General features: G+C 69.0%; 20 protein-coding genes. 11 read left to right on the top strand and 9 right to left on the bottom strand.

The window, feature by feature from the left end; translation table 11 throughout:
• Positions 1 to 50 precede the first annotated feature (50 nt).
• The 4 genes from J2X34_RS24805 to J2X34_RS24820 all read left to right on the top strand — a co-directional run bounded on the left by J2X34_RS24805 (position 51) and on the right by J2X34_RS24820 (position 5,515).
• Entirely contained in the window at positions 51 to 1,388 is a 1,338-nt protein-coding gene (locus J2X34_RS24805; RefSeq protein WP_429520014.1) for an anaerobic C4-dicarboxylate transporter family protein, read from the top strand.
• Positions 1,389 to 1,496: 108 nt separating this feature from the next.
• Positions 1,497 to 2,264, top strand: coding sequence for a PaaX domain-containing protein, C- domain protein (locus tag J2X34_RS24810; RefSeq protein ID WP_254622607.1), 768 nt, complete (start codon positions 1,497 to 1,499; stop codon positions 2,262 to 2,264).
• Between the two features lie 68 nt (positions 2,265 to 2,332).
• On the top strand, positions 2,333 to 3,961 hold the full coding sequence (locus tag J2X34_RS24815; RefSeq protein WP_114721861.1) for an acyl-CoA dehydrogenase family protein: 1,629 nt from the start codon (positions 2,333 to 2,335) through the stop codon (positions 3,959 to 3,961).
• A 45-nt stretch (positions 3,962 to 4,006) separates the two neighbouring features.
• A complete protein-coding gene (locus tag J2X34_RS24820; RefSeq protein ID WP_114721862.1) occupies positions 4,007 to 5,515 on the top strand; it encodes an acyl-CoA synthetase in 1,509 nt (502 codons plus the stop codon).
• Here the strand turns inward: J2X34_RS24820 and J2X34_RS24825 are convergent.
• Positions 5,499 to 6,614, bottom strand: coding sequence for an N-formylglutamate amidohydrolase (locus J2X34_RS24825; RefSeq protein ID WP_429520015.1), 1,116 nt, complete (start codon positions 6,612 to 6,614; stop codon positions 5,499 to 5,501). The genes J2X34_RS24820 and J2X34_RS24825 overlap by 17 nt on opposite strands.
• A 232-nt stretch (positions 6,615 to 6,846) precedes the next feature.
• Here J2X34_RS24825 and J2X34_RS24830 point away from each other — a divergent pair, with 232 nt between their 5' ends.
• Positions 6,847 to 7,446 carry a hypothetical protein gene (locus J2X34_RS24830; RefSeq protein WP_254622606.1) on the top strand — a complete coding sequence of 200 codons (600 nt, stop codon included), beginning with the start codon at positions 6,847 to 6,849 and terminating at the stop codon, positions 7,444 to 7,446.
• On the opposite strand, the gene J2X34_RS24835 is transcribed toward J2X34_RS24830, so the two are convergent.
• A complete protein-coding gene (locus J2X34_RS24835; protein WP_114721865.1) occupies positions 7,440 to 8,072 on the bottom strand; it encodes a TetR/AcrR family transcriptional regulator in 633 nt (210 codons plus the stop codon). The genes J2X34_RS24830 and J2X34_RS24835 overlap by 7 nt on opposite strands.
• 60 nt (positions 8,073 to 8,132) lie before the next feature.
• Here J2X34_RS24835 and J2X34_RS24840 point away from each other — a divergent pair, with 60 nt between their 5' ends.
• From J2X34_RS24840 to J2X34_RS24850, 3 genes are read left to right on the top strand one after another with little or no spacing between them, the layout of a single operon-like run.
• A complete protein-coding gene (locus tag J2X34_RS24840) occupies positions 8,133 to 9,077 on the top strand; it encodes a patatin-like phospholipase family protein (protein ID WP_114721866.1) in 945 nt (314 codons plus the stop codon).
• Positions 9,074 to 10,540, top strand: a complete 1,467-nt coding sequence (locus J2X34_RS24845; protein ID WP_429520016.1) for a flavin-containing monooxygenase — start codon at positions 9,074 to 9,076, stop codon at positions 10,538 to 10,540. Before J2X34_RS24840 ends, J2X34_RS24845 begins: the two co-directional genes overlap by 4 nt.
• Positions 10,537 to 11,364: an SDR family oxidoreductase gene (locus J2X34_RS24850; RefSeq protein WP_114721868.1), complete on the top strand. Its 828-nt coding sequence runs from the start codon at positions 10,537 to 10,539 to the stop codon at positions 11,362 to 11,364. The genes J2X34_RS24845 and J2X34_RS24850 overlap by 4 nt, the downstream gene beginning before the upstream one ends.
• Positions 11,365 to 11,398: 34 nt before the next feature.
• Here the strand turns inward: J2X34_RS24850 and J2X34_RS24855 are convergent, their stop codons facing one another.
• The 3 genes from J2X34_RS24855 to hglS form a co-directional block, all read right to left on the bottom strand.
• On the bottom strand, positions 11,399 to 12,061 hold the full coding sequence (locus J2X34_RS24855; RefSeq protein WP_258557873.1) for a DUF305 domain-containing protein: 663 nt from the start codon (positions 12,059 to 12,061) through the stop codon (positions 11,399 to 11,401).
• Between the two features lie 146 nt (positions 12,062 to 12,207).
• Positions 12,208 to 13,749, bottom strand: coding sequence for an L-piperidine-6-carboxylate dehydrogenase (gene amaB, locus J2X34_RS24860; RefSeq protein ID WP_429520017.1), 1,542 nt, complete (start codon positions 13,747 to 13,749; stop codon positions 12,208 to 12,210).
• The gene (hglS, locus tag J2X34_RS24865) at positions 13,746 to 14,999 is read right to left on the bottom strand and encodes a 2-oxoadipate dioxygenase/decarboxylase (RefSeq protein ID WP_114721870.1); all 1,254 of its coding nucleotides are present in this window, start codon (positions 14,997 to 14,999) and stop codon (positions 13,746 to 13,748) included. Before hglS ends, amaB begins: the two co-directional genes overlap by 4 nt.
• Positions 15,000 to 15,064: 65 nt before the next feature.
• Here hglS and lat point away from each other — a divergent pair, with 65 nt between their 5' ends.
• From lat to J2X34_RS24880, 3 genes are all read left to right on the top strand, one after another.
• Positions 15,065 to 16,396: an L-lysine 6-transaminase gene (lat, locus tag J2X34_RS24870; protein ID WP_429520018.1), complete on the top strand. Its 1,332-nt coding sequence runs from the start codon at positions 15,065 to 15,067 to the stop codon at positions 16,394 to 16,396.
• 116 nt (positions 16,397 to 16,512) lie between these two features.
• Positions 16,513 to 18,096, top strand: a complete 1,584-nt coding sequence (locus J2X34_RS24875) for an MBL fold metallo-hydrolase (RefSeq protein ID WP_114721872.1) — start codon at positions 16,513 to 16,515, stop codon at positions 18,094 to 18,096.
• A 78-nt stretch (positions 18,097 to 18,174) separates the two neighbouring features.
• On the top strand, positions 18,175 to 18,990 hold the full coding sequence (locus tag J2X34_RS24880; RefSeq protein ID WP_114721873.1) for a tyrosine-protein phosphatase: 816 nt from the start codon (positions 18,175 to 18,177) through the stop codon (positions 18,988 to 18,990).
• A gap of 3 nt (positions 18,991 to 18,993) precedes the next feature.
• On the opposite strand, the gene J2X34_RS24885 is transcribed toward J2X34_RS24880, so the two are convergent.
• The 4 genes from J2X34_RS24885 to J2X34_RS24900 form a co-directional block, all read right to left on the bottom strand.
• Entirely contained in the window at positions 18,994 to 19,347 is a 354-nt protein-coding gene (locus tag J2X34_RS24885) for a VanZ family protein (protein WP_397484705.1), read from the bottom strand.
• Positions 19,348 to 19,355: 8 nt separating this feature from the next.
• Positions 19,356 to 19,697: a hypothetical protein gene (locus J2X34_RS24890; protein ID WP_429520019.1), complete on the bottom strand. Its 342-nt coding sequence runs from the start codon at positions 19,695 to 19,697 to the stop codon at positions 19,356 to 19,358.
• On the bottom strand, positions 19,697 to 20,089 hold the full coding sequence (locus tag J2X34_RS24895; RefSeq protein ID WP_114721875.1) for a DUF1707 SHOCT-like domain-containing protein: 393 nt from the start codon (positions 20,087 to 20,089) through the stop codon (positions 19,697 to 19,699). Before J2X34_RS24895 ends, J2X34_RS24890 begins: the two co-directional genes overlap by 1 nt.
• 83 nt (positions 20,090 to 20,172) lie before the next feature.
• The gene (locus J2X34_RS24900; RefSeq protein ID WP_114721876.1) at positions 20,173 to 21,963 is read right to left on the bottom strand and encodes an acetyl/propionyl/methylcrotonyl-CoA carboxylase subunit alpha; all 1,791 of its coding nucleotides are present in this window, start codon (positions 21,961 to 21,963) and stop codon (positions 20,173 to 20,175) included.
• Positions 21,964 to 22,039 lie beyond the last annotated feature (76 nt).

The following is a 22,039-nucleotide window of genomic DNA, read 5'->3' on the forward strand; positions in this document are numbered from 1 at the left end:
GTAGCTTCCTGAACAAACGATCGGTCTTCACAAAGAACGGGCGGGGCGGCATGGAGACGTTGAGGATGGTGCTCGAACTCGTGGTCGTGCTGGGCGCGATCGTGATGGGCACCCGCTCGAGCGGCGTCGCGCTCGGCCTGTGGGGCGGCGCGGGCGTGGCCGTGCTGGTGTTCGTGTTCGGCGAGGACGTCGGAACGCCGCCGGTGGACGCGCTGCTGATCGTCCTGTCGGTGGTGCTGGCGTCGTCGATGATGCAGGTGGCCGGCGGCATCGACTGGATGGTGACCATTGCCGCCCGGCTCATCTCGAAGCGGCCGAAACAGATCACGCTGATCGCGCCGCTGGTCGCGTTCCTGTTCTCGGTGGGCGCCGGGACGTCGAACATCCTGTACCCGCTGCTCCCGGTGATCTACGACCTGTCGTACCGGAACGGGGTCCGGCCGTCGCGTCCGCTGTCGTTGTCGGTCGTGTCGACCGGCGTCGCGCTCGCCTGCAGCCCGGTCTCGGCCGCGATGGCCGCGATGGTGACGCTCACCGACGTCTCGCCGTACGACTTCGAACTCATCGACATCATCAAGATCACGCTGCCGGCCGCGATCATCGGCATCGTGCTCTCGGCGTTCGTCGTCAACAAGCTCGGCAAGGAACTGCGCGACGACCCCGAGGTGCAGGCCCGGATCGAGTCCGGGGAACTCGAGGTCGCGGGGGCCGGTGGTCCGGGCGCCCTCAAACTCGAATCGACCACGAAGGGCCGCAACGCTGCGCTGATCTTCCTCGCCGGTGTCGCCGCGATCGTCGTGTTCGGTCTGTTCAAGGACATCCGGCCGGATGCCGCCGACGGCACCCCGCTCGGCATGACGCCGATCATCGAGATGATCATGTTCCTCGTCGGCACCGTGATCCTGCTGGTGTCGCGGCCCGACGTGTCCACGGTGCCCGCCTCGACGGTGTTCCGTGCCGGCATGGTCTCGGCGATCGCCCTGTTCGGACTCGCGTGGCTGACCGACACGTTCATCAGCGCACACAGCGACACCATCACCAACACCGTCGGCGACTGGGTGAACGCGGCACCGTGGATCTTCGCGCTCGGCGTGTTCCTCGTGTGTGTCCTCACCACGAGCCAGTCGACCGCGACCCGAACGATCGTGCCGATCGGTCTCGCGGCGGGCATCGCGCCGGGCGTCCTCAGCGGAATGTGGGCCGGCGCCTTCGCCGGCGTCTACCTGCTGCCCACCAACGGCTCCCAGATCGCGGCCGCCAACTTCGACCTGTCGGGCACCACCAAGCTCGGCACCAAGCTCGTCGACCACTCGTTCTTCATCCCGACCGTGGTCCTCGCGGCCACGACCGTCGCGGCGGGTGCGGGCCTGGGCGTGTTGCTGGGGTGAGGGGTTGATCGCCCCCACGGTCGGTGTCGCGCGTGGAGCCTTACGGTTGGACGATGCCGCAGGGACATCTCCCGTTTGCCCTGCCTGCGTGACAAGGAGTGAACCGACGTGGAGGGTGCTGACGACCCGACCGACCGCTCGCGGCTGGACCTGGCGGCGCATCTACCGCGACTGACGGCGCGTGGTGTGATTCTCAGTCTCCTCGTGAGCAATCACCCGGCGCGGCCGACGCCGGCGCAGGTCGTCCGGGCCGCGGGAGTGTTCGGTATCAAGGAATCTGCGGCGCGGGTAGCGTTGAGCCGGATGGTGTCCGGTGGCGATCTCACGCGAACACCCGACGGGTTCCATCTGAGTGCACCGCTGCTCGAACGTCGTCAGCGGGTGCTGCACGAGGTGGAGCAGGGGACCCGCCCGTGGAACGGGGAGTGGGAGATCGTCGTCGTCACCGGCACGGGACGCGATCCCGGCGATCGCGCCGCGCTGCGCGAGCGGCTGTCCCGGCTCCGGTTGGCCGAACTGCGCGAGGGCGTCTGGCTGCGTCCGGCCAACCTGACGCGGGTGCTCGACCTGGCCGCCGAACCGGTGGAGGTGCTGACGGGAAGTCCGGTGCGCGACGCCGGTGAACTCCTCGGATCGTTGTGGAACCTCCCGGCCTGGGAGCGGGAGTCCCGGCGGCTGCTCGAGCTGATGAACCTGGCCGAGAGCACGGTCGACCGATTCACGGTCGCCACCGCGGTTGTTCGACACCTTCTCACGGATCCTGTTTTACCGCAGGAACTTCGACCGAATTCGTGGACGGCCGACCGTGTGCATGCGGCGTGGGGCGCGTACCAGGAGGAGTTCGTGTCGATTCCGGAGGTCGGTCACACGAACTGACCGAATATTACTCATTGACTTCGACTGTTCGGAAAACGTAATGTCCGAATCAGTCGAAGGAGGCAGTCATGCAGACACACGAGGTGTTCAACCAGTCCGTTCCGCTGTACGGCCACAACGTCGCCGACGATCCGACGCTGCTCGAGGGGCTCGTCCGTGAGGGCGCGGAATGGGCCGTCGACGACGTCAGCCGCCTCGGCGCGCTGGCCGGAACCGAGCACGTGCAGGAACTGGGCCGGCTCGCGAACGAGAACCCGCCGGTCCTGCGGCCCTACGACCGGTTCGGTCACCGCACCGACGACATCGAGTTCCACCCGGCGTGGGACGAGCTGATGTCCACGGCCGTCGCCAACGGGATGCACGGCGCACCGTGGAGCGACGCCCGGCCGGGCAGCCACGTGGCGCGCGCCGCCAAGTTCTACGTGTGGAGCAATGTCGAGGCCGGCCACACCTGCCCGATCTCGGCGACGTACGCCGCCGTCCCCGCGCTGCGGGAGAACCCCGAGCTGGCCGCGATCTACGAACCGCTGCTGTCCAATTCGTCGTACGAGGGCGGCCTGAGGCCTCCGTTGGAGAAGGCGGGCCTGCTCGCGACGATGTCCATGACCGAGAAGCAGGGCGGCTCCGACATTCGAGCCAACACGACGCGCGCCGTCCTGCAGCCCGACGGCACCTACCGGATCGTCGGCCACAAGTGGTTCACGTCGGCGACGATGGCCGACCTGTTCCTGGTCCTGGCGCAGACCGACGCGGGCGTGACGTGCTTCCTGGTGCCCCGCGTCCTTCCCGACGGCACCCGCAACAACGTTCGACTGATGCGGCTGAAGGACAAGCTGGGCAATCGGTCCAACCCGTCGGCCGAGATCGAGTACGAGAACGCCTTCGCGTGGCGTGTCGGTGACGAGGGCCGTGGTGTGCCGACGATCATCAAGATGGTCAACATGACTCGCCTCGACTGCCTGATCGGGGCGGCGTCGGGCATGCGTCGGGGCGTCACCCAGGCCGTGCATCACGCGACGCATCGGCAGGCCTTCGGCAACTACCTCATCGACCAGCCGTTGATGCGGAACGTCCTGGCCGACCTGGCCGTGGAGTCGGAGGCGGCGTCGCTGCTGATGATGCGCCTCGCCGGCGCCCACGACCGTGCCACTCGCGGTGACGTGGCGGAGTCCGACTTCCTGCGTCTGGCCCTCGCGGTCGGGAAGTACTGGGTGTGCAAGCGGTGGCCCGCTCATGCGGCCGAGGCGATGGAGTGCTTCGGGGGCAACGGCTTCATCGAGGAGTCTCAGATGCCGCGCCTGTTCCGCGAGTCCCCGCTCAACGGGATCTGGGAAGGCAGCGGAAACGTCGCGGCGCTCGACGTGCTGCGGGCGATGGGCAAGAATCCGCGCACCGTCGAAGGGTTCTTCGACGAGGTCGCGCTGGCCGGTCCCGAGCCGAGCATTCAGCGTGCGGTCCGCGAGATCCGTTCCCAGCTGACCGATCTGGCGGACGCGGAGGTCCTCGCCCGTCGCGTGATCGAGCGGATGGCACTGGTTCTGCAGGCGTCGCTCCTGGTGCGGCACGGCAATCATGCGGTCTCCGATGCCTTCATTGCCACCAGAATCGACGGCGACCGTGGCAGCGTGTACGGAACGCTGCCCGCCGGCGTGGACTTCGCAGCAATTATCGATCGCGTCACCTCGAAGGTCGGCTGACAGAGCCGACCGCGGCCCGGAACACAATGTCGAAGGAGTCGATCAATGCAGGGAATCGGTGACTGGGCCACCCGGCGGGCCCAATTGAGCGGCGACAAGGTCGCTTTCGTGTCCGGTGAGCGCACCTGGACCTACGGCGAGTTCGACGACCGCGCGAACCGGCTGGCGAACCAGCTACGCGATCGGTTCGGCGTCAGGCGCGGAGACCGCATCGCCGCGGTCGTACCCACGTCCGTGGAGTGCCTCGAGATCCTCTTCGCGGTAGCGAAGCTCGGCGCCGTATTCACACCGATCAACGTCCGGCTCACGGCGTCCGAGATCGGTTATGTCCTGGCCGATCTCGGAGCACAGCTACTCTTCGTGCACGGGGCGTTCACCCAGGCGGCAGCTGCGGTGAACGAACCGGGCGTGCGGGTGCGCGACGTGGTAGCACTGGGGGCGGAGTACGACGACCTCGTGGCGACCGCCGATCCGGACCCGTTGCCGGCGCTGACGGATCGCCACGACGTGGCGGTGATCATGTACACGTCCGGAACCACCGGGCGACCCAAGGGCGCCATGATCACCCACGAGAACCTCCGGGCCAACGCGGCCGCCGTCACCTCCGCGTTCGGACTGCGTTCGTGCGACGTCACCGTGACGGCACTTCCGATGTTCCACATCGGCGGGCTGGGGCTCTACACACTGCCGTTCATCTATGTGGGCGCCATGAACGTGATCATGCCGTCGTTCGATCCGGTCGCGGTCCTCGACGCGGTGGTCGCGCACCGGGCGACTCAACTGTTGTTGGTGCCCACGATGTGGCAGGCCGTCATGGGTGTGCCCGATCTGGAACGCTACGACCTGTCCTCGCTCGACTGTGCCCTGACATCCGGTGCGCCTGCACCTGTCTCGGTGCTGGACTTCCTGGCGCGCAGTGGTATCCCGTTCCGGGAGGGGTTCGGGATGACCGAGTGTGCCCCGTCGATCGCGCTGCTCGACTCCGAGCACGTTCGGGAGAAGGCCGGATCGATCGGACGGCCGCTCTTCGGGATCGACACGCGGTTGGTCGACGACCTGGACCGCGACGTGCCCGTCGGAACGGTGGGAGAACTGTTGGTCCGAGCCGACAACGTGTTCGCCGGGTACTGGATGCGTCCGGAGGAGACGTCCCATGCGTTGCGGGGTGGATGGTTCCACACCGGGGACATGGCACGAGCGGACGACGAGGGTTTCATCACCCTGGTCGACCGGAAGAAGGACATGCTGATCAGCGGCGGTGAGAACGTGTACTCCCGTGAGGTGGAGGTGGTGATCGCCGAGATGCCCGGAGTGCGCAACGTGGCGGTGGTCGCGGCCTCCCACGAGAAGTGGGGCGAGACGCCGGTGGCCTTCGTCGTGCCGACCGAGGGTGCCGCACTCGCCGAGGACGACGTCATCGCCTTCGCTCGGCAACGGCTGGCGCGTTTCAAGGTGCCGACCCGGGTCCGGTTCATCGAGGCGCTGCCGACGACGGCCACGGGCAAGGTGCAGAAGAACGCGCTCCGCGATCGCCTGCTCACCGAGACGGTCTGAGCGGGAACCGGCTCCGGTACTCGTCCCAGCTCGCCTTGCACGCGCGGGCGAGGTGGTCGATCCGGTCCTGATCGGCTCTCGGCCAGTCGACGCCCGGTTCCATCAGTTCGGCCGTCGCCCGTTCGCCGAGCAGGAACTCGCGCCGGAATTCGGCCTGCACCGCACCGAGGACGACCCCGGCGGCCTCGGTGCGGTGCCGCAGCGCGGCAAAACGGGCGCCGGCCGTGATGATCTCCTGGCTGCCCAGGTACGGCTGGTTGAGCTGCACGGCTTCCGCCTCGGCGGTGAAGTCCACGAATCCCTTGCGATGTGCCTGCGCGAGTGCGCGGACCCGGGCGGGGTCCATCGTGACCGGATTGTCGCCCCGCGGATCGCCCTCGTGGTCCCCGCGATTCGACAGGGCCACGACATCCGGTAGCAGGTCGGGCTCGGCCCGCAGGACGTTCACCGCGCCGTCGCGTCGGGTCGTGTGGTTCATCGTGTCGTGGAACGAGAGGGTCGTGAAGTCGGTGCCGCGGCGCAGGGCCAGTTCCGCCATGTGGTCGACCAACTCGTCGCGGGTGCGCTCGTAGACGCCCAGGCCGCGGTCGGCGACCTCGGTGAAGGTGTCGGCCAGATGCTTCCATCCGGCGTCGTCGGTGGGTTCGAGCAGCAGCGGGTAGAACGAGAACGTGACCGGTCGGACGGCGTCGACGCCGCCGAGGTCGGCCCGGTTGCCGGGGCCGGCCTGCCGCACCCGCGCGAATGCCTCGCGCAGCGTCGCCTCGAGATCCGTCGGGCGGGCCCGGTTGGGGTCGCGGATCATGCGCGGGTGCGGATTTTCGACATACACGATCCGGGGGTCGATCTCGGCCCAACGCCGCACGATCGGCCCGGTGGACATATCGGTGAAATCGAACTGGAGTCTGCGAGTGAACTCGGGTGCGAGGAACGGTGCGAGCTCCTCGGGGATCGCGTAACCCGAATGCGGGCAACTCACCAGCAGATCCGCCTCGGCCAGCGCCTGATCGAGCGTTCGATTGCCTGGGTCGGCGTAGAACACCAGGTCCTCGGGCGTGAATTCGGTTCCGGCAGGGAGGAACAGGGGCGTGCCAGTCATGGCTCGACCATATCGTCTCGGAATACTTTGGGGCGGTAGGGAAATGCGGTCGAATCGGACAGTGGGGAGCGCTGCCGAACGGGCGACGGGCCGCGTCGTCGAAGTCGCTCGAGATTCGGTCGAGAATCCCGGTAAGGCCGTACAGACCGGCCTCCACTCACTAGTCTAGTGGATGTTCCGGACGGTCTTTGACCAGGTCGGGGCCGTCTTCCTGCAAGGAGGGGAGCTCCCCGTGAAACTCCACAGAACAGCCGCCGTGTCCGTGCTGGCCATCGCGGCTCTGGGTGTCGCCACCGGCACCGCCTACGCCGAGCCCGGACCTCCGCCGAGTCCTGGGGTCATTCACTATCAGACCCAGATCGGTTCGAACGGAACATCGCTCGACACTGTGCTCGATGCCGGCACCTTCCGGGTCGCAGGCAATGTCGTCGACGTCGTCGATCCCGCGGGCGCCACCGTCGGCACCATCCCGCTGACCTACCCGGTGGCGGGTACCGACATCTCGCTGGTCCCGTCGGTCGACGGCAGCAGGCTCACCCTCACGCCGGCGGTCCCGGCCCAGGGCGTCGCTGCGCTGCACAACGTGGACGCCCGCCAGGACGCCTACGACAACATGGTCCGGCAGATCGAACAGGGCTGGTTCAACGGAGGACAGATGTCCGCGCAGATCGGCGCGGGTGTCGGTGCCGTCGTCGGCTGCGTTCTGTTCCTGTTCGTCGGCTGCATCCCGGGTGCCGCGATCGGTGGCGCGATCGGAGCAGCGACCGGAATCACCAACAACAACCCGGCGGTCCAGCCCGCCGTGTTCGATTTCATCGCCACGCTCTACTGACCCGGCCGGTCGCTCGCCTCGGAGTCGGGGAGGGGCGAGCTCCGGTGGAGCAGCGCGCGCAGGTTGTCGGTGACGATGCGGGCCGAGATGGTGGGGTCGATGGCGCGCTGGATGCCGAGACCCACGCCCAGGCTGAGAACGCTGCGGGCGGCGTCGTCGGGTGGGATCGGGAGCGTGACGCCGGTCGTCTCGGTCAGCGAATTCAGCAGGGCCAGAACCATTCCGTGCGCCATGCCGAGCGTCGACGCGAGCGCGGCCCGGACCTCGGGGTCGTGTCGGGACGCGGCGATGAACTCGAACTCGAGCATCGTCCAGTCGACATCGCCGAGTGTTCGTTCGGCCCAGTCCTGGAAACGGGCGAGTGTGGTGTCGAGTTCGCCGTCCGCCGCGAGCAGTGCGGCGACCTCCGCGAACTTGGTCGAGTGGATCAGGTCCAGGACCTCGAGGCACAACTCCTTCTTGCCGCGGAAGTTCGAGTACACCGCACCCTTCGAATAGCCCGCCGTCTCGGCCACCTTCTCGAGCGACGTCGCCGCGTATCCGTCGGTCAGGAACAGGTCGCGGGCGGTCGACAGCAACTCGGCCCGGGTCCGGGCCTGACTCTCCGACCTGGTCAGACGGGGCATCGCCAATCTCCTCGCGCATTTGGGCTACCCAGAGTATCTGGATGCTGTTAGTTTCTAGATATGACGTCGAGTGACACACATCTCAGTCGCGGCTTGGTGATCGGATGCGGGGGAACGTTGGGGGCGGCGTGGGCGGTCGCGGCGCTGGTCGCCGTGCGGGACGCGCTCGGCTGGGATCCGCGCGACGCCGACGTCCTGATGGGCACGTCGGCCGGGGCCGAGCTGGTGACGATGCTGGGCAGCGGAATCGGTGTCGACGAGATCCTGGCTGTGCAGTTGGGCGAGTCGACGCATCCCGTGCTCGCCGGACATCTCGCCGGCGCGCCGGGACGTTTCCCGCCGCTACCGCGACCGCGCCTGGGCTCGCCCGGGCTGCTGCGTCGCGGCCTGCCGACCGTGACCGGGCTGAGCGGGATGCTCCCGGAGGGCGGTGGCGACGCGGGCTGGCTTGACCGGCTCGCGACCGGTCTCGGTGCCGGTGGCTGGGTCTCGCATCCCGACACCCGGCTGGTCGCGATGGACTACGGCACCGGCGAGCGGGTGGCGTTCGGTGCGCAGGGGGCACCGAACGCGACGCTGTCGGAGGCGCTCCGGGCGTCGTGGGCGATCCCGGGCTGGATGCCGCCCGTCCGGATCGGCGGCCGACGGTTCGTCGACGGCGGTGCGGCGTCCACGGCGTCCGCCGACCTGCTGGCCGGGCGCGGACTGGACGAGGTGATCGTGTTGGCTCCCATGGCGTCCGGCGGACGCATCCGCGCTCGGGGACCGGCGATCCTCGAGCGGACGGTGTTGCGGAACTGGATGAGCGCCGGACTCGACGCCGAATGCGCGGCGCTGGAGGCGTCCGGCACCCGGGTGATCCGGATCGACGCGACCGCCGAGGATCTCGCCGTGATGGGCGCCAACTTCATGGACGACCGGCGTCGGCTCGCGACGCTGGAACACGCGCTGCGCAGCACCCGGACCGCGGTGGAGCACGCCCTCACGACAGGAGTTCGCGGATGACCCGCCACCACGAGGTGATCGTCGTCGGCGCCGGAATCTCGGGAATCGGCGCCGTGATCCGGCTGCAGCAGATGGGGGTCGACGACGTCGTCGTCCTGGAGAAGAGCGATTCGCTCGGTGGGACGTGGCGCGACAACACCTATCCCGGGTGTGCGTGCGATGTACCGTCGGCGCTGTACTCGTACTCGTTCGCGCCCAACACCGACTGGAGTCGACTGTTCGCGGGGCAGGACGAGATCCGCGAGTACATCGAGCGGACCGCGGCCGGGCACCGCGTCCACGAGCGCGTCGAGTTCGGCACCGAACTGCTGCGCGCGCAGTGGGACGAGCCGTCGCGCCGCTGGCTGCTGGAGACGTCGAACGGTGTGCTCACCGCGAACGCGGTGATCGCGGCCGCCGGACCGTGGAACCAGCCGCTGATCCCCGGCATCCCGGGGCTCGACGGTTTCGGTGGCGAGGTCTTCCACTCGTCGCGGTGGAACCACGACTACGAGCTGGCGGGCAAGCGGGTGGCCGTCGTGGGGACCGGCGCGTCGGCGGTGCAGTTCGTGCCGGAGATCGCGCCGACCGTGGCGGAGTTGCACCTGTACCAGCGCACCGCGCAGTGGGTGCTGCCGAAGCCGGACACCACGATCCCGGGCGCGGTGCGAGCGGCCATGGGGCGGGTGCCGGGCGCGCTGAAGGCGTTGCGGCGCATCCAGTACGGAATCATGGAGGCGCTCGGGATCGGCTTCCGCAACCCGTGGATCCTGCGGGTGGTCCAGCAGATCGGTCGGGTGCAGCTGCGGGCGCAGGTTCGCGACCCGCACCTGCGGAAGTCGCTCACCCCGGACTACACGCTCGGCTGCAAGCGCCTGTTGATGTCGAACACGTACTATCCCGCGTTGAATCGCCCGAACGTCGAGGTGCACGCGAACGCGGTACAGCAGGTGCGTGGCAACGTGGTGGTCGGCGCCGACGGCCAGGAGCGCGAGGTGGACGCCATCATCTTCGGCACCGGCTTCCACATCCTCGACATGCCCATCGCGGGAAGGGTGTTCGACGGTCAGGGCCGCAGCCTGGGCGACCACTGGAAGGGCAGCCCGAAGGCGTACCTCGGCACCACCGTCGCCGGGTTCCCCAACGCGTTCGTGCTGCTCGGTCCCGCGCTCGGCACCGGCCACACGTCGGCGTTCATGATCCTCGAGGCGCAACTCGACTACCTGGCCGCCGCGATCGCCACCGCCCGCGCCGCAGGCTGGACCCGGATGGAGACCCGTCCCGAGGTGCAGGCCGCGTTCAACGCCGAGGTGCAGCAGGCACTCGCCACCACCGTCTACAACGCCGGCGGCTGCCAGAGCTACTTCCTCGATGTCAACGGCCGCAACAGCTTCAATTGGCCGTGGTCGACCGGGCGGATGCGGGAGAGGCTGCGGCACTTCGACGAATCGGCCTACCTGACCTCGACGGAGGTTTCGTCATGACCCGGTATCCCGCGATTGCTCTCGGCGGCGCGCGGGTGCTCGTGACCGGCGCCGGACGCGGCATCGGCAGGGCCACCGCGCGGGCGTTCGCGGCCCACGGCGCGACCGTTGCTCTGGCCGACATCGACCGGAGTGCGGTCGAGGACGCCGCCGCAGGTCTCGGTACCGCCCACGTGCTGGACGTCCGGTCCCGGGCGTCGTGGGACACGTGCGTGGCCGAGGTGGGGCCGATCGACATTCTCGTCAACAACGCTGGCGTCATGCCGGCCGGGGCGTTCCTCGACGAGCCGGACGCGACCGGTGAGATGACGATCGACGTCAACGTATGGGGACCGATCCACGGCATGCGGGCCGTGGTACCCGGCATGATCGAACGCGGCCGCGGCCACGTCGTGAACGTCGCGTCGCTCGCTGGGAAGATCGCCATCCCCGGGCTCGCCGTGTACAACGCGAGTAAGTATGCGGCCGTGGGACTCTCGTCGGCGGCGCGCCTCGAGTTCGCCGAGCACGGAGTCAGCGTCAGCGCCGTGCTGCCCAGCGCGGTCCGCACCACACTGACGTCCGGGATCCCGCTCGGCAAGGGCCTGCCCACCGTGGACCCCGAGGACATCGCCGACGCCGTCCTGCGCACCGTCCGCACGCGACGCGCCGAGACCCCGGTCCCCGGGTACCTCGCGGCCCTCGACGTCGGGGTGGCGGTGGCGCCCGAACGGCTGGTGCGGCTGATCCGACGCGTCATCGGCGGGGAGCGGGCGCTCACCCACGTCGACCCCACCGCGCGGGCCGACTATGACGCGCGGCTGCGGCGCACCGAGTCGGAATGAATCCCGCGGTCGGCGCGGGGAGGTTTCGACGGCACTAGGGGAGTGGCGCCGCGTTGCGCTGCGCGAGCATGACCGTCATCAGACCGGACTCCTGGGTCTGGGACTGGAGCATCTCGCGGGCCGCCTGTTTCACCGGTCCGTCGGCGAGTTGTCGGTCCGCGGCCTGCGCCATCGCGATCCCGCCCCGGTGGTGACGCTCCATCAGTTGCAGGAACAGGATCTCGGCGTCCGGGCCCCGGCTCGCCGCCAGCGCGTCGAGTTCCGCCATGGTCGCCATGCCCGGCATGGACAGGTCGCCGCCGGCGATCATGCCGGTGCGCGGGCCCTCGTGGTCGGTCACGTCGAGAACCTGGACGCCCTGGGCCTGGTCGAGCATGTTTCCGGGGAAGAAGCTGCCCATGTAGACGCAGTGGTCGAAGCTCGCCGAGACGATGCCGGCCCCGCGGCCCTCGTACGCGCCCAGTCGGGAGATGTTGCAGCTGTAGCCGCTGCTGCTGCGGCCACTGTCGCGTTCGGCGGCGGGGACGTCACCCTGCAGGCCGGTTTCCGGCATCGAACCCGCACCGCAGTCCGCCCGCGCGGCGGCAACACTGCCCACGGGCACCATGATGGCGGCGGCAGCGGCGACCGCGAGCGCTCGGCGGGAACGCGTGCGTGCGAAGAATCTCGGCCGCGATGCGAGCCTGCTGGTGGTCACAGCGTCCCCCTGCGTCAGTCGTCCCGGAAGGCGACCGCCACGACCCCGTCGGCCCCTCTGCGGAATTCGCCCGACCGGACACCTGTCCGATCGTCACCGTAGTGTGTGTGACACACCTCATACAGCCAACAGGGTGCGGGCGTAGTTCAGGAGGGATCCGGCCCGAATTTCACCCCCTGGGCGAGGGGGAGTTCATCGGAGTAGTTGACGGTGTTGGTGGCGCGGCGCATGTACGCCTTCCAGGCGTCCGAACCGGACTCGCGTCCGCCGCCGGTCTCCTTCTCGCCGCCGAACGCGCCGCCGATCTCGGCGCCCGAGGTGCCGATGTTGACGTTCGCGATGCCGCAGTCGGAGCCGTCCGCGGCCAGGAATCGTTCGGCCTCACGCTGGTCGGTGGTGAAGACGGCGGACGACAACCCCTGCGGGACACCGTTGTGCAGCTCGATCGCCTCGTCGAACGTGTCGTAGGGCAGGACGTACAGGATCGGGGCGAACGTCTCGGCGCGCACGATCGCGGTCTGCGACGGCATGCGGACCAACGCGGGCGTGACGTAGAACGAGCCACCGCCGCCGACCCGCTCGCCACCGGTCACCACGACACCGCCGTCGGCACGCGCGGTGTCCAGCGCCGCGTGCATCGAGTGGAACGCGGCACCCGAGATCAGCGGCCCCACCAGCACCCCGTCGTCGAACGGATTACCTACCGTCAACTGCCGGTACGCGTCGGCGATCCGGTTCGTCACCTCGTTCACGATCGACCGGTGCACGATCAACCGGCGCAGCGTCGTGCACCGCTGGCCGGCGGTACCGGCGGCCGCGAACACGACGGCGCGCACCGTCAGATCCAGGTCGGCGGACGGCGTCACCACCGCCGCGTTGTTGCCGCCGAGTTCGAGGAGGCACCGTCCGAAGCGGGCCGCCACCCGCGGCGCCACGGCCCGTCCCATCCGCACCGATCCGGTGGCGCTGACAAGTGCCACGCGCGGGTCGTCGACGAGTTGCTCGCCGACCACCGCCGTCCCGAGCACCACATGGTGCAGGCCGTCGGGGGCGCCGGTCTCGGACGCGGCCCGGCGCAGCAGCGCATCGCACGCCATCGCGGTGAGCGGTGTGCGCTCCGACGGTTTCCAGACGACCGGATCGCCGCACACCAGCGCGAGCGCGGTGTTCCACGACCACACCGCGACCGGGAAGTTGAACGCCGAGATCACCGCCACCACACCGAGCGGGTGCCACGATTCCGACAGCCGATGTCCGGGGCGCTCCGACGCCATCGTGCGGCCGTACAGCTGCCGCGACAGGCCGACCGCGAACTCGCAGACGTCGATCATCTCCTGCACCTCGCCGAGCGCCTCCGAGCGGATCTTGCCCGCCTCGAGCGTCACCAGCTCGGCCAGATCGCTCTTGTGCTCGGTGAGCAGCTCCCCGAGCCGGCGGACCACGGCGCCGCGCCGGGGTGCGGGCACCGTCCGCCACGTCGCGAACGCGTCGTGGGCGCGACCGACCGCCGCGTCGACGACGGCGGAGGTGCTGGGATGCACGAACGCGAGCACCGAGCCGTCGATCGGGGTGTGTGCCGTGAGCGGCGCGGGACCGGCATCGCCGGCGATCTCGGGAAGTGTGGCGCCGCAACGCCCGAGCGCGACGATCGCGCGGTCCGCCAACGTGCCGGTGCCGGGAAGCGTCATGATCCGGTCCCTCCTGAGCGTTGCTGTTGTCGCCGATACAGCTCGTACGGGTCGTGCACCTCGCGGTCGATCGCCGCCGCCAGCGCATCGCGGTCGTAGCCGACGCCGGACTCCCCGGCCGTCGCGCGGGTGTCCGTGTCGAGGTTGGATCGGAAGATCCCCGCCGCGGACTTCGGCAGGAAGTCCTCGTAGACGATCGGTGCGCGAACCCCGTCGTGGTACGTGAAGTAGGCCATGCCGCGCTGCTCGAGGTCGTCCTCGGACCGTGGGAACCGCTTGTCCCACAAACGGTTCTCGTTGAACGGATCCGCACCCAGCAGTTCGTCGTACAGCGTCCGTCCCGCCGGGGTGAGCGCGATCCCGCGCGCCTCGACCTCGCCGAACCGCACCCGCAGCTCGCCGTCGGTGATCGAGCCGTCGGAGTCGAGGAAGCGGCGCGGCTCGGCCAGCGCACGGAACGACGTCTGCCGGAGCAGCACCGCAGGTCCGTCCCACCGCGGCGGGCCCTGGATCCGGTCGATCATCGCGATGCCGCGCGCCGACATCCGCGCATAGAGGTCGTCGATGTCGAGGACCCGCGGCGTGAGGTGGTTGATGTGGGTACTGGTCACGCCCCCGATGTCGGCGGCCACCGCGGAGACCTGCTCGAGTTCCCGGTACCAGCCGCGGTCGACCGGCTCGCCCGACAACTCGAACACCCCGGTGGCCAGCTTGACGAACCGCTGCGCCTGCGACTCGTCCAGTCCGCCGTCGTCGGCCGCGCGGCGGGCGAGCGAGAGCAGCACGTCCGGGAACAGTCGCCGCCTGTCCAGGAAGCCGTCGAGCCGCCGCTGCAGATCGGCGTCGAAGAACCGTCGGTCCGCGGTGGTGAGCATCGACGTGAACACCCGGAACGGGTTCCGGGCCAGTTCCTCGGGGTCGATCGGGCGGAACGCGGTCGACACCACCGGAACCGGGGGAGTGGCCTCCCTCAGGTCGTAGAACCCCACCGGATACATGCCGAATCCGGCGAACAGGACTGCGACGTCGTGCATCTCGGCCGCGGTGCCGACCCGGATCGCGCCGTGGCGCTCCGCCGTCACCCGCGCGATGCTGCCGAGGCGCTCGGCCGAATCCGGATGAGCGGCCAGGAAGTCCGCATTGACCTGTCCGGTGACCTCCACCAGGGTCGTGTAGGCCGGCACCTCGCGGCCGTACGTGCGAGACAGCGCCGCAGCGAATCTCGACCGTAGTTCGTGGATTTCGGCCATCGCACCTCGATCGTACGAGTCCCGACAGCCCTCCGTGACCCGGAACGCTGACGTAGCCTTTCCGTATGAGCACCGCGGTCCGCCCCGCGGCCGGTGACTCGGACCTGCCGGCCGCGCGCGTTCACGACGTCCTGCGCGCGCACATGCTCGCGGACGGGTTCGACCTCGTCCTGGATCTCGAGACGTCCCGCGGCGCGCACGTCGTCGACCTCCGCGACGGCACGACGTATCTGGACATGTTCGGGTTCTTCGCGTCGTCGGCGCTCGGCATGAACCACCACGCGCTCGCCGACGACGAACAGTTCCGCCACGAACTCGTGACGGCAGCGATCAACAAGCCCAGCAACTCCGACGTCTACACCGTCCCGATGGCGCGGTTCGTCGACACGTTCGCGCGCGTGCTCGGCGACCCGGCGCTGCCGCACCTGTTCTTCGTCGACGGCGGCACCCTCGCCGTCGAGAACGCGCTCAAGGTCGCGTTCGACTGGAAGAGCCGACTCAACGAAACTCGCGGGCTCGACCCCTCGCTCGGGACACAGGTGTTGCATCTGACGGAGGCGTTCCACGGTCGCAGCGGCTACACGCTCTCGCTCACCAACACCGACCCCACCAAGATCGCGCGGTTCCCCAAGTTCGGATGGCCGCGCATCGACGCGCCGTACCTCGCGGACGGACGAGACCCGGAACAGGCCGAGGAAGTTGCGCTCGCGCAGGCGCGTCGCGCCTTCGAAGAACACCCGCACGACATCGCGTGCTTCATCGCCGAGCCGATCCAGGGGGAGGGCGGCGACCACCACTTCCGGCCCGAATTCTTCCACCGCATGCACGAGTTGTGCCTCGAACGCGACGCGCTGCTGATCTTCGACGAGGTCCAGACGGGCTGCGGGCTCACCGGCACCGCGTGGGCGTTCCAGCAGATGGGTGTCACCCCGGACGTGGTCGCGTTCGGGAAGAAGACCCAGGTGTGCGGGATCATGGCCGGCGGCCGCGTCGACGAGGTCCACGACAACGTCTTCGAGGTCAGTTCGCGGATCAACTCGACGTGGGGCGGCAACCTCACCGACATGGTCCGCGCCCGGCGCATCCTCGAGGTGATCGAGGAGGACCGGCTGATCGACCGCGCCCGACTGTGCGGCGCGCACCTGCTGCGGCGACTCGAGGAGTTGGCCGCCCGGTACGACGCCGTGACCGAGCCGCGGGGGCGCGGCCTGATGTGCGCGATCACGCTGCCGTCGCCCGAGTACCGGGATCGGGTGGTGACCGAGTTGCGCGAGCGCGAACACGTGCTGTTCCTCGCGACCGGCGAGCGCGGCATCCGGTTCCGGCCGCCGCTGACCGTGACGATCGCCGAACTCGACGCCGCCCTCGACGCGCTCGACCGGGTCCTCGTCCGCTGACTCCGTAGGGTCCTGAGACCCCCATCCAGGTGTTTCGTCCCACATCGACGGTGCGCCGGGCGGGTCCGGTGCGTGGTCTCGTTACGATTGTCGAGGTCTATCGAGGAGGCAGACGAGTGCAGATCACCAGCGTCGGACACGCCGGATTCCACATCCAGACCGAAGCGGGGTCGATTCTCTGCGACCCGTGGGTGAACCCCGCGTACTTCGCGTCGTGGTTCCCGTTCCCCGACAACACCGGCCTGGACTGGGACGCCCTCGGCGACGTCGACTACCTGTACGTCTCGCACCTGCACAAGGATCACTTCGATCCGGAGACGCTCACCAAGCACGTCAACAAGGACGCGACGGTGCTGCTCCCGGACTACCCGGTGCCGGACCTCGAGCGTGAACTCCGCAAGCTGGGGTTCACGAAGTTCTTCGAGACGCAGGACTCCGTCAAGCACCGCGTGAGCGCAGCCGGCATCCAGGTCGCTCCGCAGGCTCCGCTCCAGGCGGGCGAGCTCGACGTCATGATCATCGCGCTGCGCGCCCCGGCAGACGGCCCGATCGGTGACTCCGGCCTGGTCGTCTCCGACGGCGAGACCGTGTGCTTCAACATGAACGACGCGCGCCCGGTCGACATGGATCCGATGCTCGAGGCATTCGGCAAGATCGACATCCACCTGCTGCAGTACTCGGGCGCCATCTGGTACCCGATGGTCTACGACATCCCGGCCGGCACCAAGCGCAACTTCGGCAAGCAGAAGCGTCAGCGTGGCATGGACCGTTGCCGCAGTTACATCGAGCAGGTCGGCGCCACGTGGGTCGTGCCGTCCGCCGGTCCGCCGGTGTTCCTGGACGACGCGCTGCGTTCGCTCAACGACGACCACGGCGACGAGGGCAACATCTTCCCCGACCAGATCGTGTTCCTCGAACAGATGCGCATCCACGGCAACGACGGCGGCCTGCTGATGATCCCCGGATCCACCGTGGACATCCACGGCGAGAAGGCGACGCTGGCGCACCCGATCCCGGACGCCGACGTCGACAAGATCTTCACCGACAAGGCCACCTACATCGAGGACATGGCCCAGCGCATGGCACCGGTCATCGCCGCGGAGAAGGCCGCGTGGGCGCCCGCCGAGGGTGAGCCGCTGCTGGGTCCGCTCAAGGCCAAGTTCGAGCCGATCATGGCGCAGTCCGATCTGATCTGCGACGGCATCGGCTACCCCGTCGGCCTCGAGATCGGGGACGAGACCGTCGTCCTCGACTTCCCGAACCGCACGGTCCGCGCGCCGCAGGCAGGTGACGGCAAGTACCGCTACGGCTTCCGCATCGCGCCCGAGTTGGTGCGCACGGTGCTGCGCGACGACGAGCCCGACTGGGTCAACACGATCTTCCTGTCCACCCGCTTCGAGGCGTGGCGCGTCGGCGGCTACAACGAGTTCCTCTACACGTTCTTCAAGTGCCTGACCGACGAGCGCATCGCGTACGCCGACGGCTGGTTCGCCGAGGCGCACGACGACACCGCGTCGATCGAGGTGGGCGGCTACGAGATCCAGCGTCGCTGCCCGCACCTGAAGGCGGACCTGAGCAAGTTCGGCGTCGTCGAGGGCTCCAACCTGACGTGCAACCTGCACGGCTGGCAGTGGGACCTCGAGACCGGTCGCTGCAAGACCTCGAAGGGCCACGAACTGCGCTCGAAGAAGCTGAGCTGACGGCCACCACACACGACACGAATCCGCCGGCCGAGGCTCGAGAGAGCCCCGGCCGGCGGTGTCGTTTACCGTGGGCGTATGACGTCAATCCCCGGCGCGAAGCCCGGCGCGAGCATCCCCATCCTGTCCGTCCCGAACCTGCGCGACATCGGCGGCTACCGGACGAGTGACGGCGGCTCGGTTCGCTTCGGGCGCTTCTACCGGTCGACCGACCTGAGCAAGATCACCGTTGACGACGCACCGCGTCTCGCGGACCTGGGCCTGGTCACCGTGTTCGACCTGCGCACGCACTCCGAGCGTGAAGCCGCACCAGACCGACTGCCCGCGTCGGCGCGCGAGGTGGCACTCGACGTCCTGGCCGACAAGGCCTACCGCTCCGTGCCCGCGCAGATGCAGGCCGTGCTGGCCGATCCGTCGATCGCGGTGACGATGCTCGGCGAGAACAAGGCCGTCGACTACTTCCTCGGCAGCTACCGCGACTTCGTCACGCTGCCGAGCGCGATCGCGTCGTACCGGGGCATGTTCACCGACCTCGCCGCCCCGGACGCCCTCCCGGCCCTCGTGCACTGCACGACCGGCAAGGACCGCACCGGCTGGGCCACCGCGTCGCTGCTGCTTCTGCTGGGCGTCGACGAGGACGACGTCTACCACGACTACCTGCTCACCAACACGCAGCTGCTGCCCGCGTTCGCGTCGGTGTTCGACAAGTTCACCGTCGCGGGCGGGGATCCGGAACTCCTGAAGCAGGTGCTCGGCGTGCGGTCCGAGTACCTCGACGCGGCGCTGAAGCAGATGCGGGAATCCTTCGGCACGATCGAGGGCTACTTCGCCGACGGTCTCGGTATCGACAAGGACGGACAGGAGACCATCCGCAAGCACCTCGTCGAGGGCTGACTGTCAGACGGGTATCCGCAACGGCCGGGCGAACACCCGGGCCAGTACCAGACCGAGCGCGATGCCCACGGCGTCCGCGGCCGCGTCCCACACTGATCCGCTGCGCTGGATCGGCAGCAGCCCCTGCAGCACCTCCGACACGGCCGCGAACGCCAGCAGCCACGCCGCGGTCCACGCGACGCCGATGCGGGCGTACCGCGATGTGAGCGCCAGCGCCGTGAACATCAGGGCGTGAGTGACCTTGTCGCTGTTCTCCGGTCCGCTCGGAACCGTGGAACCGGGGGAGAACAGCATCACGAGAACCACGACCGTCGCGATCGCGAGCGGCACGTGACGCCGGTCGAGCTTGTCGAACACGGGGCCCCTCAGCGCTCGGTGAGGGTCAGCCCGAGGGCGCCCTCGGCGAATCGTCGGACCGCGTCGGTCGCGGTGGCGAGCACGTCGTCGTGGCCGGGCCGTGCCCAGCCGCTCAGGACGCCGGCGTCCCCAGAGGGGGCCACACCCACCTCGGCGAGCAGTTCGCCCGTCGTCGGCTCACACACGGCCCAGGAATAGTGCTCGTCGGCGGCCCACTGGCGGGACCGCTCGGCGACGTAGCCGGTATCGGCGATGCCGCCGTCGCGCAGCGCCGGACGGTCGTCGACCCGTTCGTCGGCCCGCAGCGCGCGCAGGTACCAGGATCCGGCATTGATCTCGATCGGTTCCATCAGCAGCCGCCGCGTCCCTTCTTGCCGCCGAACAGAATCGCGGCCGTCGCGGGGATCAGCAGGAAGAACAACCAGCTGTTGTCCATCGGCACGAGGAAGAACAGCGCGAGGGCCACGAACGGGATCACCGCCATGACGCTGTTGCGCCATCCCGGGGTGTCGTCGGAGTCGCCGGACGGCTCGGGCGCGGTCGCGGGCGCGGATGCCGTGAGGGCAGGCAGGTCCGCGAACAGGGTGTCGAGCTGGCCGCGCGTGGTGGCAGCCGCGATCCGGCCGCTGCGCTCGTCGAACTCGGTGACCGTGAGCCGCCCGTCGCTGAAGTGCCGGGTGAGCGCGTCGAGCGCCTGCTCGCGTTCGGCGGTGCCGATTCGGATATCGGGGACGTCGGCCATGCCTGGATACTACTGTGCGCGCCTTGCGGATCCGAGATCCGCAAGGCGCGCACAGGGTGGAGCAGTGTGTTCCTATCGAAGCATCACTTCAGCTCGGCGAGGACCGTTCCCTGGGTGATGGCGGCGCCGGCCTCGACCGACAGACCCGTCACGACACCGGCCTTGTGGGCGGTGACCGGGTTCTCCATCTTCATGGCCTCGAGCACCACGATCAGATCGCCCTCGGCGACCTCCTGGCCCTCCTCGACGGCGACCTTGACGACGGTCCCCTGCATCGGGGCGGTCACGGCGTCACCGGACGCTGCACCCGCGCCGGCACCGCCACGCTTGCGCGCCTTCGGCTTCTTGCGGATGGCACCCGCGGGAGCGCCACCGGTGCCGATCGAGAACTGACCGGGCAGCGAGACCTCGACGCGGCGGCCGCCGACCTCGACGACGACCGACTGACGGGGGAGGTTCTCCTCCTCGTCGGCAGCAGCACCGGAACCGGTGAACGGCTCGATGGTGTTGTCCCACTCGGTCTCGATCCACTTGGTGTAGACCTCGAAGCTCTCGCCGTCACCGACGAAGGCCGGGTTCTCGACGATGTGGCGGTGGAACGGGATGACGGTCGCGAGACCGTCGACCTCGAACTCGGCGAGCGCACGAGCGGCGCGCTGCAGTGCCTGCTCGCGGTTCTCGCCGGTGACGATCAGCTTGGCGAGCATCGAGTCGAACTGGCCGCCGATGACGTCGCCCTGGACGACACCCGAGTCGACGCGCACGCCGGGGCCCGACGGCTCCTTGTAGACCGAGATGGGGCCGGGAGCGGGCATGAAGCCGCGGCCGGCGTCCTCGCCGTTGATGCGGAACTCGAAGGAGTGGCCGCGCGGAGTCGGATCCTCCTTGATCTCCAGCTCTTCACCGTTGGCGATGCGGAACTGCTGACGCACCAGGTCGATGCCCGCGGTCTCCTCGGTGACGGGGTGCTCCACCTGCAGGCGGGTGTTGACCTCGAGGAAGGAGACGGTGTCGCCCTGCACCAGGTACTCGACCGTGCCGGCGCCGTAGTAGCCGGCCTCCTTGCAGATGGCCTTCGCGGATGCGTGGATGCGCGCGCGCTGGTCGTCCGTCAGGAACGGCGCGGGGGCCTCCTCGACGAGCTTCTGGAAGCGGCGCTGCAGCGAGCAGTCGCGGGTGCCGGCGACGACGACGTTGCCGTGCTGGTCGGCGATGACCTGGGCCTCGACGTGGCGGGCCTTGTCCAGGTACTGCTCGACGAAGCACTCGCCGCGACCGAAGGCGGCGATGGCCTCACGGGTAGCGGACTCGAACAGCTCCGGGATCTCTTCGATGGTCTGGGCGACCTTCATGCCGCGGCCACCGCCACCGAAGGCGGCCTTGATCGCGACCGGGACGCCGTACTGCTTGGCGAACTCGACGACCTCGTCGGCGTTCTTGACCGGGTCCTTGGTGCCGGCGGCCATCGGAGCCTTGGCGCGCTCGGCGATGTGGCGGGCGGTGACCTTGTCGCCGAGGTCACGGATGGACTGCGGCGAGGGGCCGATCCAGATCAGGCCCGCGTCGATGACGGCCTGCGCGAAGTCGGCGTTCTCGGACAGGAAGCCGTAGCCGGGGTGGATCGCGTCGGCGCCGGACTTCTTGGCCGCGTCGAGGATCTTGTCGAACACCAGGTAGGACTCGGCCGAGGTCTGGCCACCGAGGGCGAACGCCTCGTCGGCGAGCTTCACGAACTGTGCATCCGCATCGGGCTCCGCGTAGACAGCGACGCTGCCGTATCCGGCGTCCTTCGCGGCTCGGATGACCCGCACAGCGATCTCGCCGCGGTTGGCGACGAGCACCTTCGTGATGTGCGCGCTGGCATGACTGGGCACTGAGCCTCCTGTGTTTCGCATGGTCTGTCCCCGCGGTTCACCCGTGAGCATCACCGGCAGGTATCTGTTGGCATCT

Source organism: Rhodococcus sp. BE178 (genome assembly GCF_050433545.1).
Classification (GTDB): domain Bacteria; phylum Actinomycetota; class Actinomycetes; order Mycobacteriales; family Mycobacteriaceae; genus Prescottella.

Excerpts from the sequence above, each read along its gene's own strand:
- J2X34_RS24805 (WP_429520014.1), top strand. The coding sequence starts at position 51 with ATGGAGACGTTGAGGATGGTGCTCGAACTCGTGGTCGTGCTGGGCGCG.
- J2X34_RS24815 (WP_114721861.1), top strand. The coding sequence starts at position 2,333 with ATGCAGACACACGAGGTGTTCAACCAGTCCGTTCCGCTGTACGGCCAC.
- J2X34_RS24820 (WP_114721862.1), top strand. The coding sequence starts at position 4,007 with ATGCAGGGAATCGGTGACTGGGCCACCCGGCGGGCCCAATTGAGCGGC.
- J2X34_RS24825 (WP_429520015.1), bottom strand. The coding sequence starts at position 6,614 with ATGACTGGCACGCCCCTGTTCCTCCCTGCCGGAACCGAATTCACGCCC.
- J2X34_RS24835 (WP_114721865.1), bottom strand. The coding sequence starts at position 8,072 with ATGCCCCGTCTGACCAGGTCGGAGAGTCAGGCCCGGACCCGGGCCGAG.
- J2X34_RS24840 (WP_114721866.1), top strand. The coding sequence starts at position 8,133 with ATGACGTCGAGTGACACACATCTCAGTCGCGGCTTGGTGATCGGATGC.
- J2X34_RS24845 (WP_429520016.1), top strand. The coding sequence starts at position 9,074 with ATGACCCGCCACCACGAGGTGATCGTCGTCGGCGCCGGAATCTCGGGA.
- J2X34_RS24850 (WP_114721868.1), top strand. The coding sequence starts at position 10,537 with ATGACCCGGTATCCCGCGATTGCTCTCGGCGGCGCGCGGGTGCTCGTG.
- amaB (WP_429520017.1), bottom strand. The coding sequence starts at position 13,749 with ATGACGCTTCCCGGCACCGGCACGTTGGCGGACCGCGCGATCGTCGCG.
- hglS (WP_114721870.1), bottom strand. The coding sequence starts at position 14,999 with ATGGCCGAAATCCACGAACTACGGTCGAGATTCGCTGCGGCGCTGTCT.
- lat (WP_429520018.1), top strand. The coding sequence starts at position 15,065 with ATGAGCACCGCGGTCCGCCCCGCGGCCGGTGACTCGGACCTGCCGGCC.
- J2X34_RS24880 (WP_114721873.1), top strand. The coding sequence starts at position 18,175 with ATGACGTCAATCCCCGGCGCGAAGCCCGGCGCGAGCATCCCCATCCTG.
- J2X34_RS24890 (WP_429520019.1), bottom strand. The coding sequence starts at position 19,697 with ATGGAACCGATCGAGATCAATGCCGGATCCTGGTACCTGCGCGCGCTG.
- J2X34_RS24895 (WP_114721875.1), bottom strand. The coding sequence starts at position 20,089 with ATGGCCGACGTCCCCGATATCCGAATCGGCACCGCCGAACGCGAGCAG.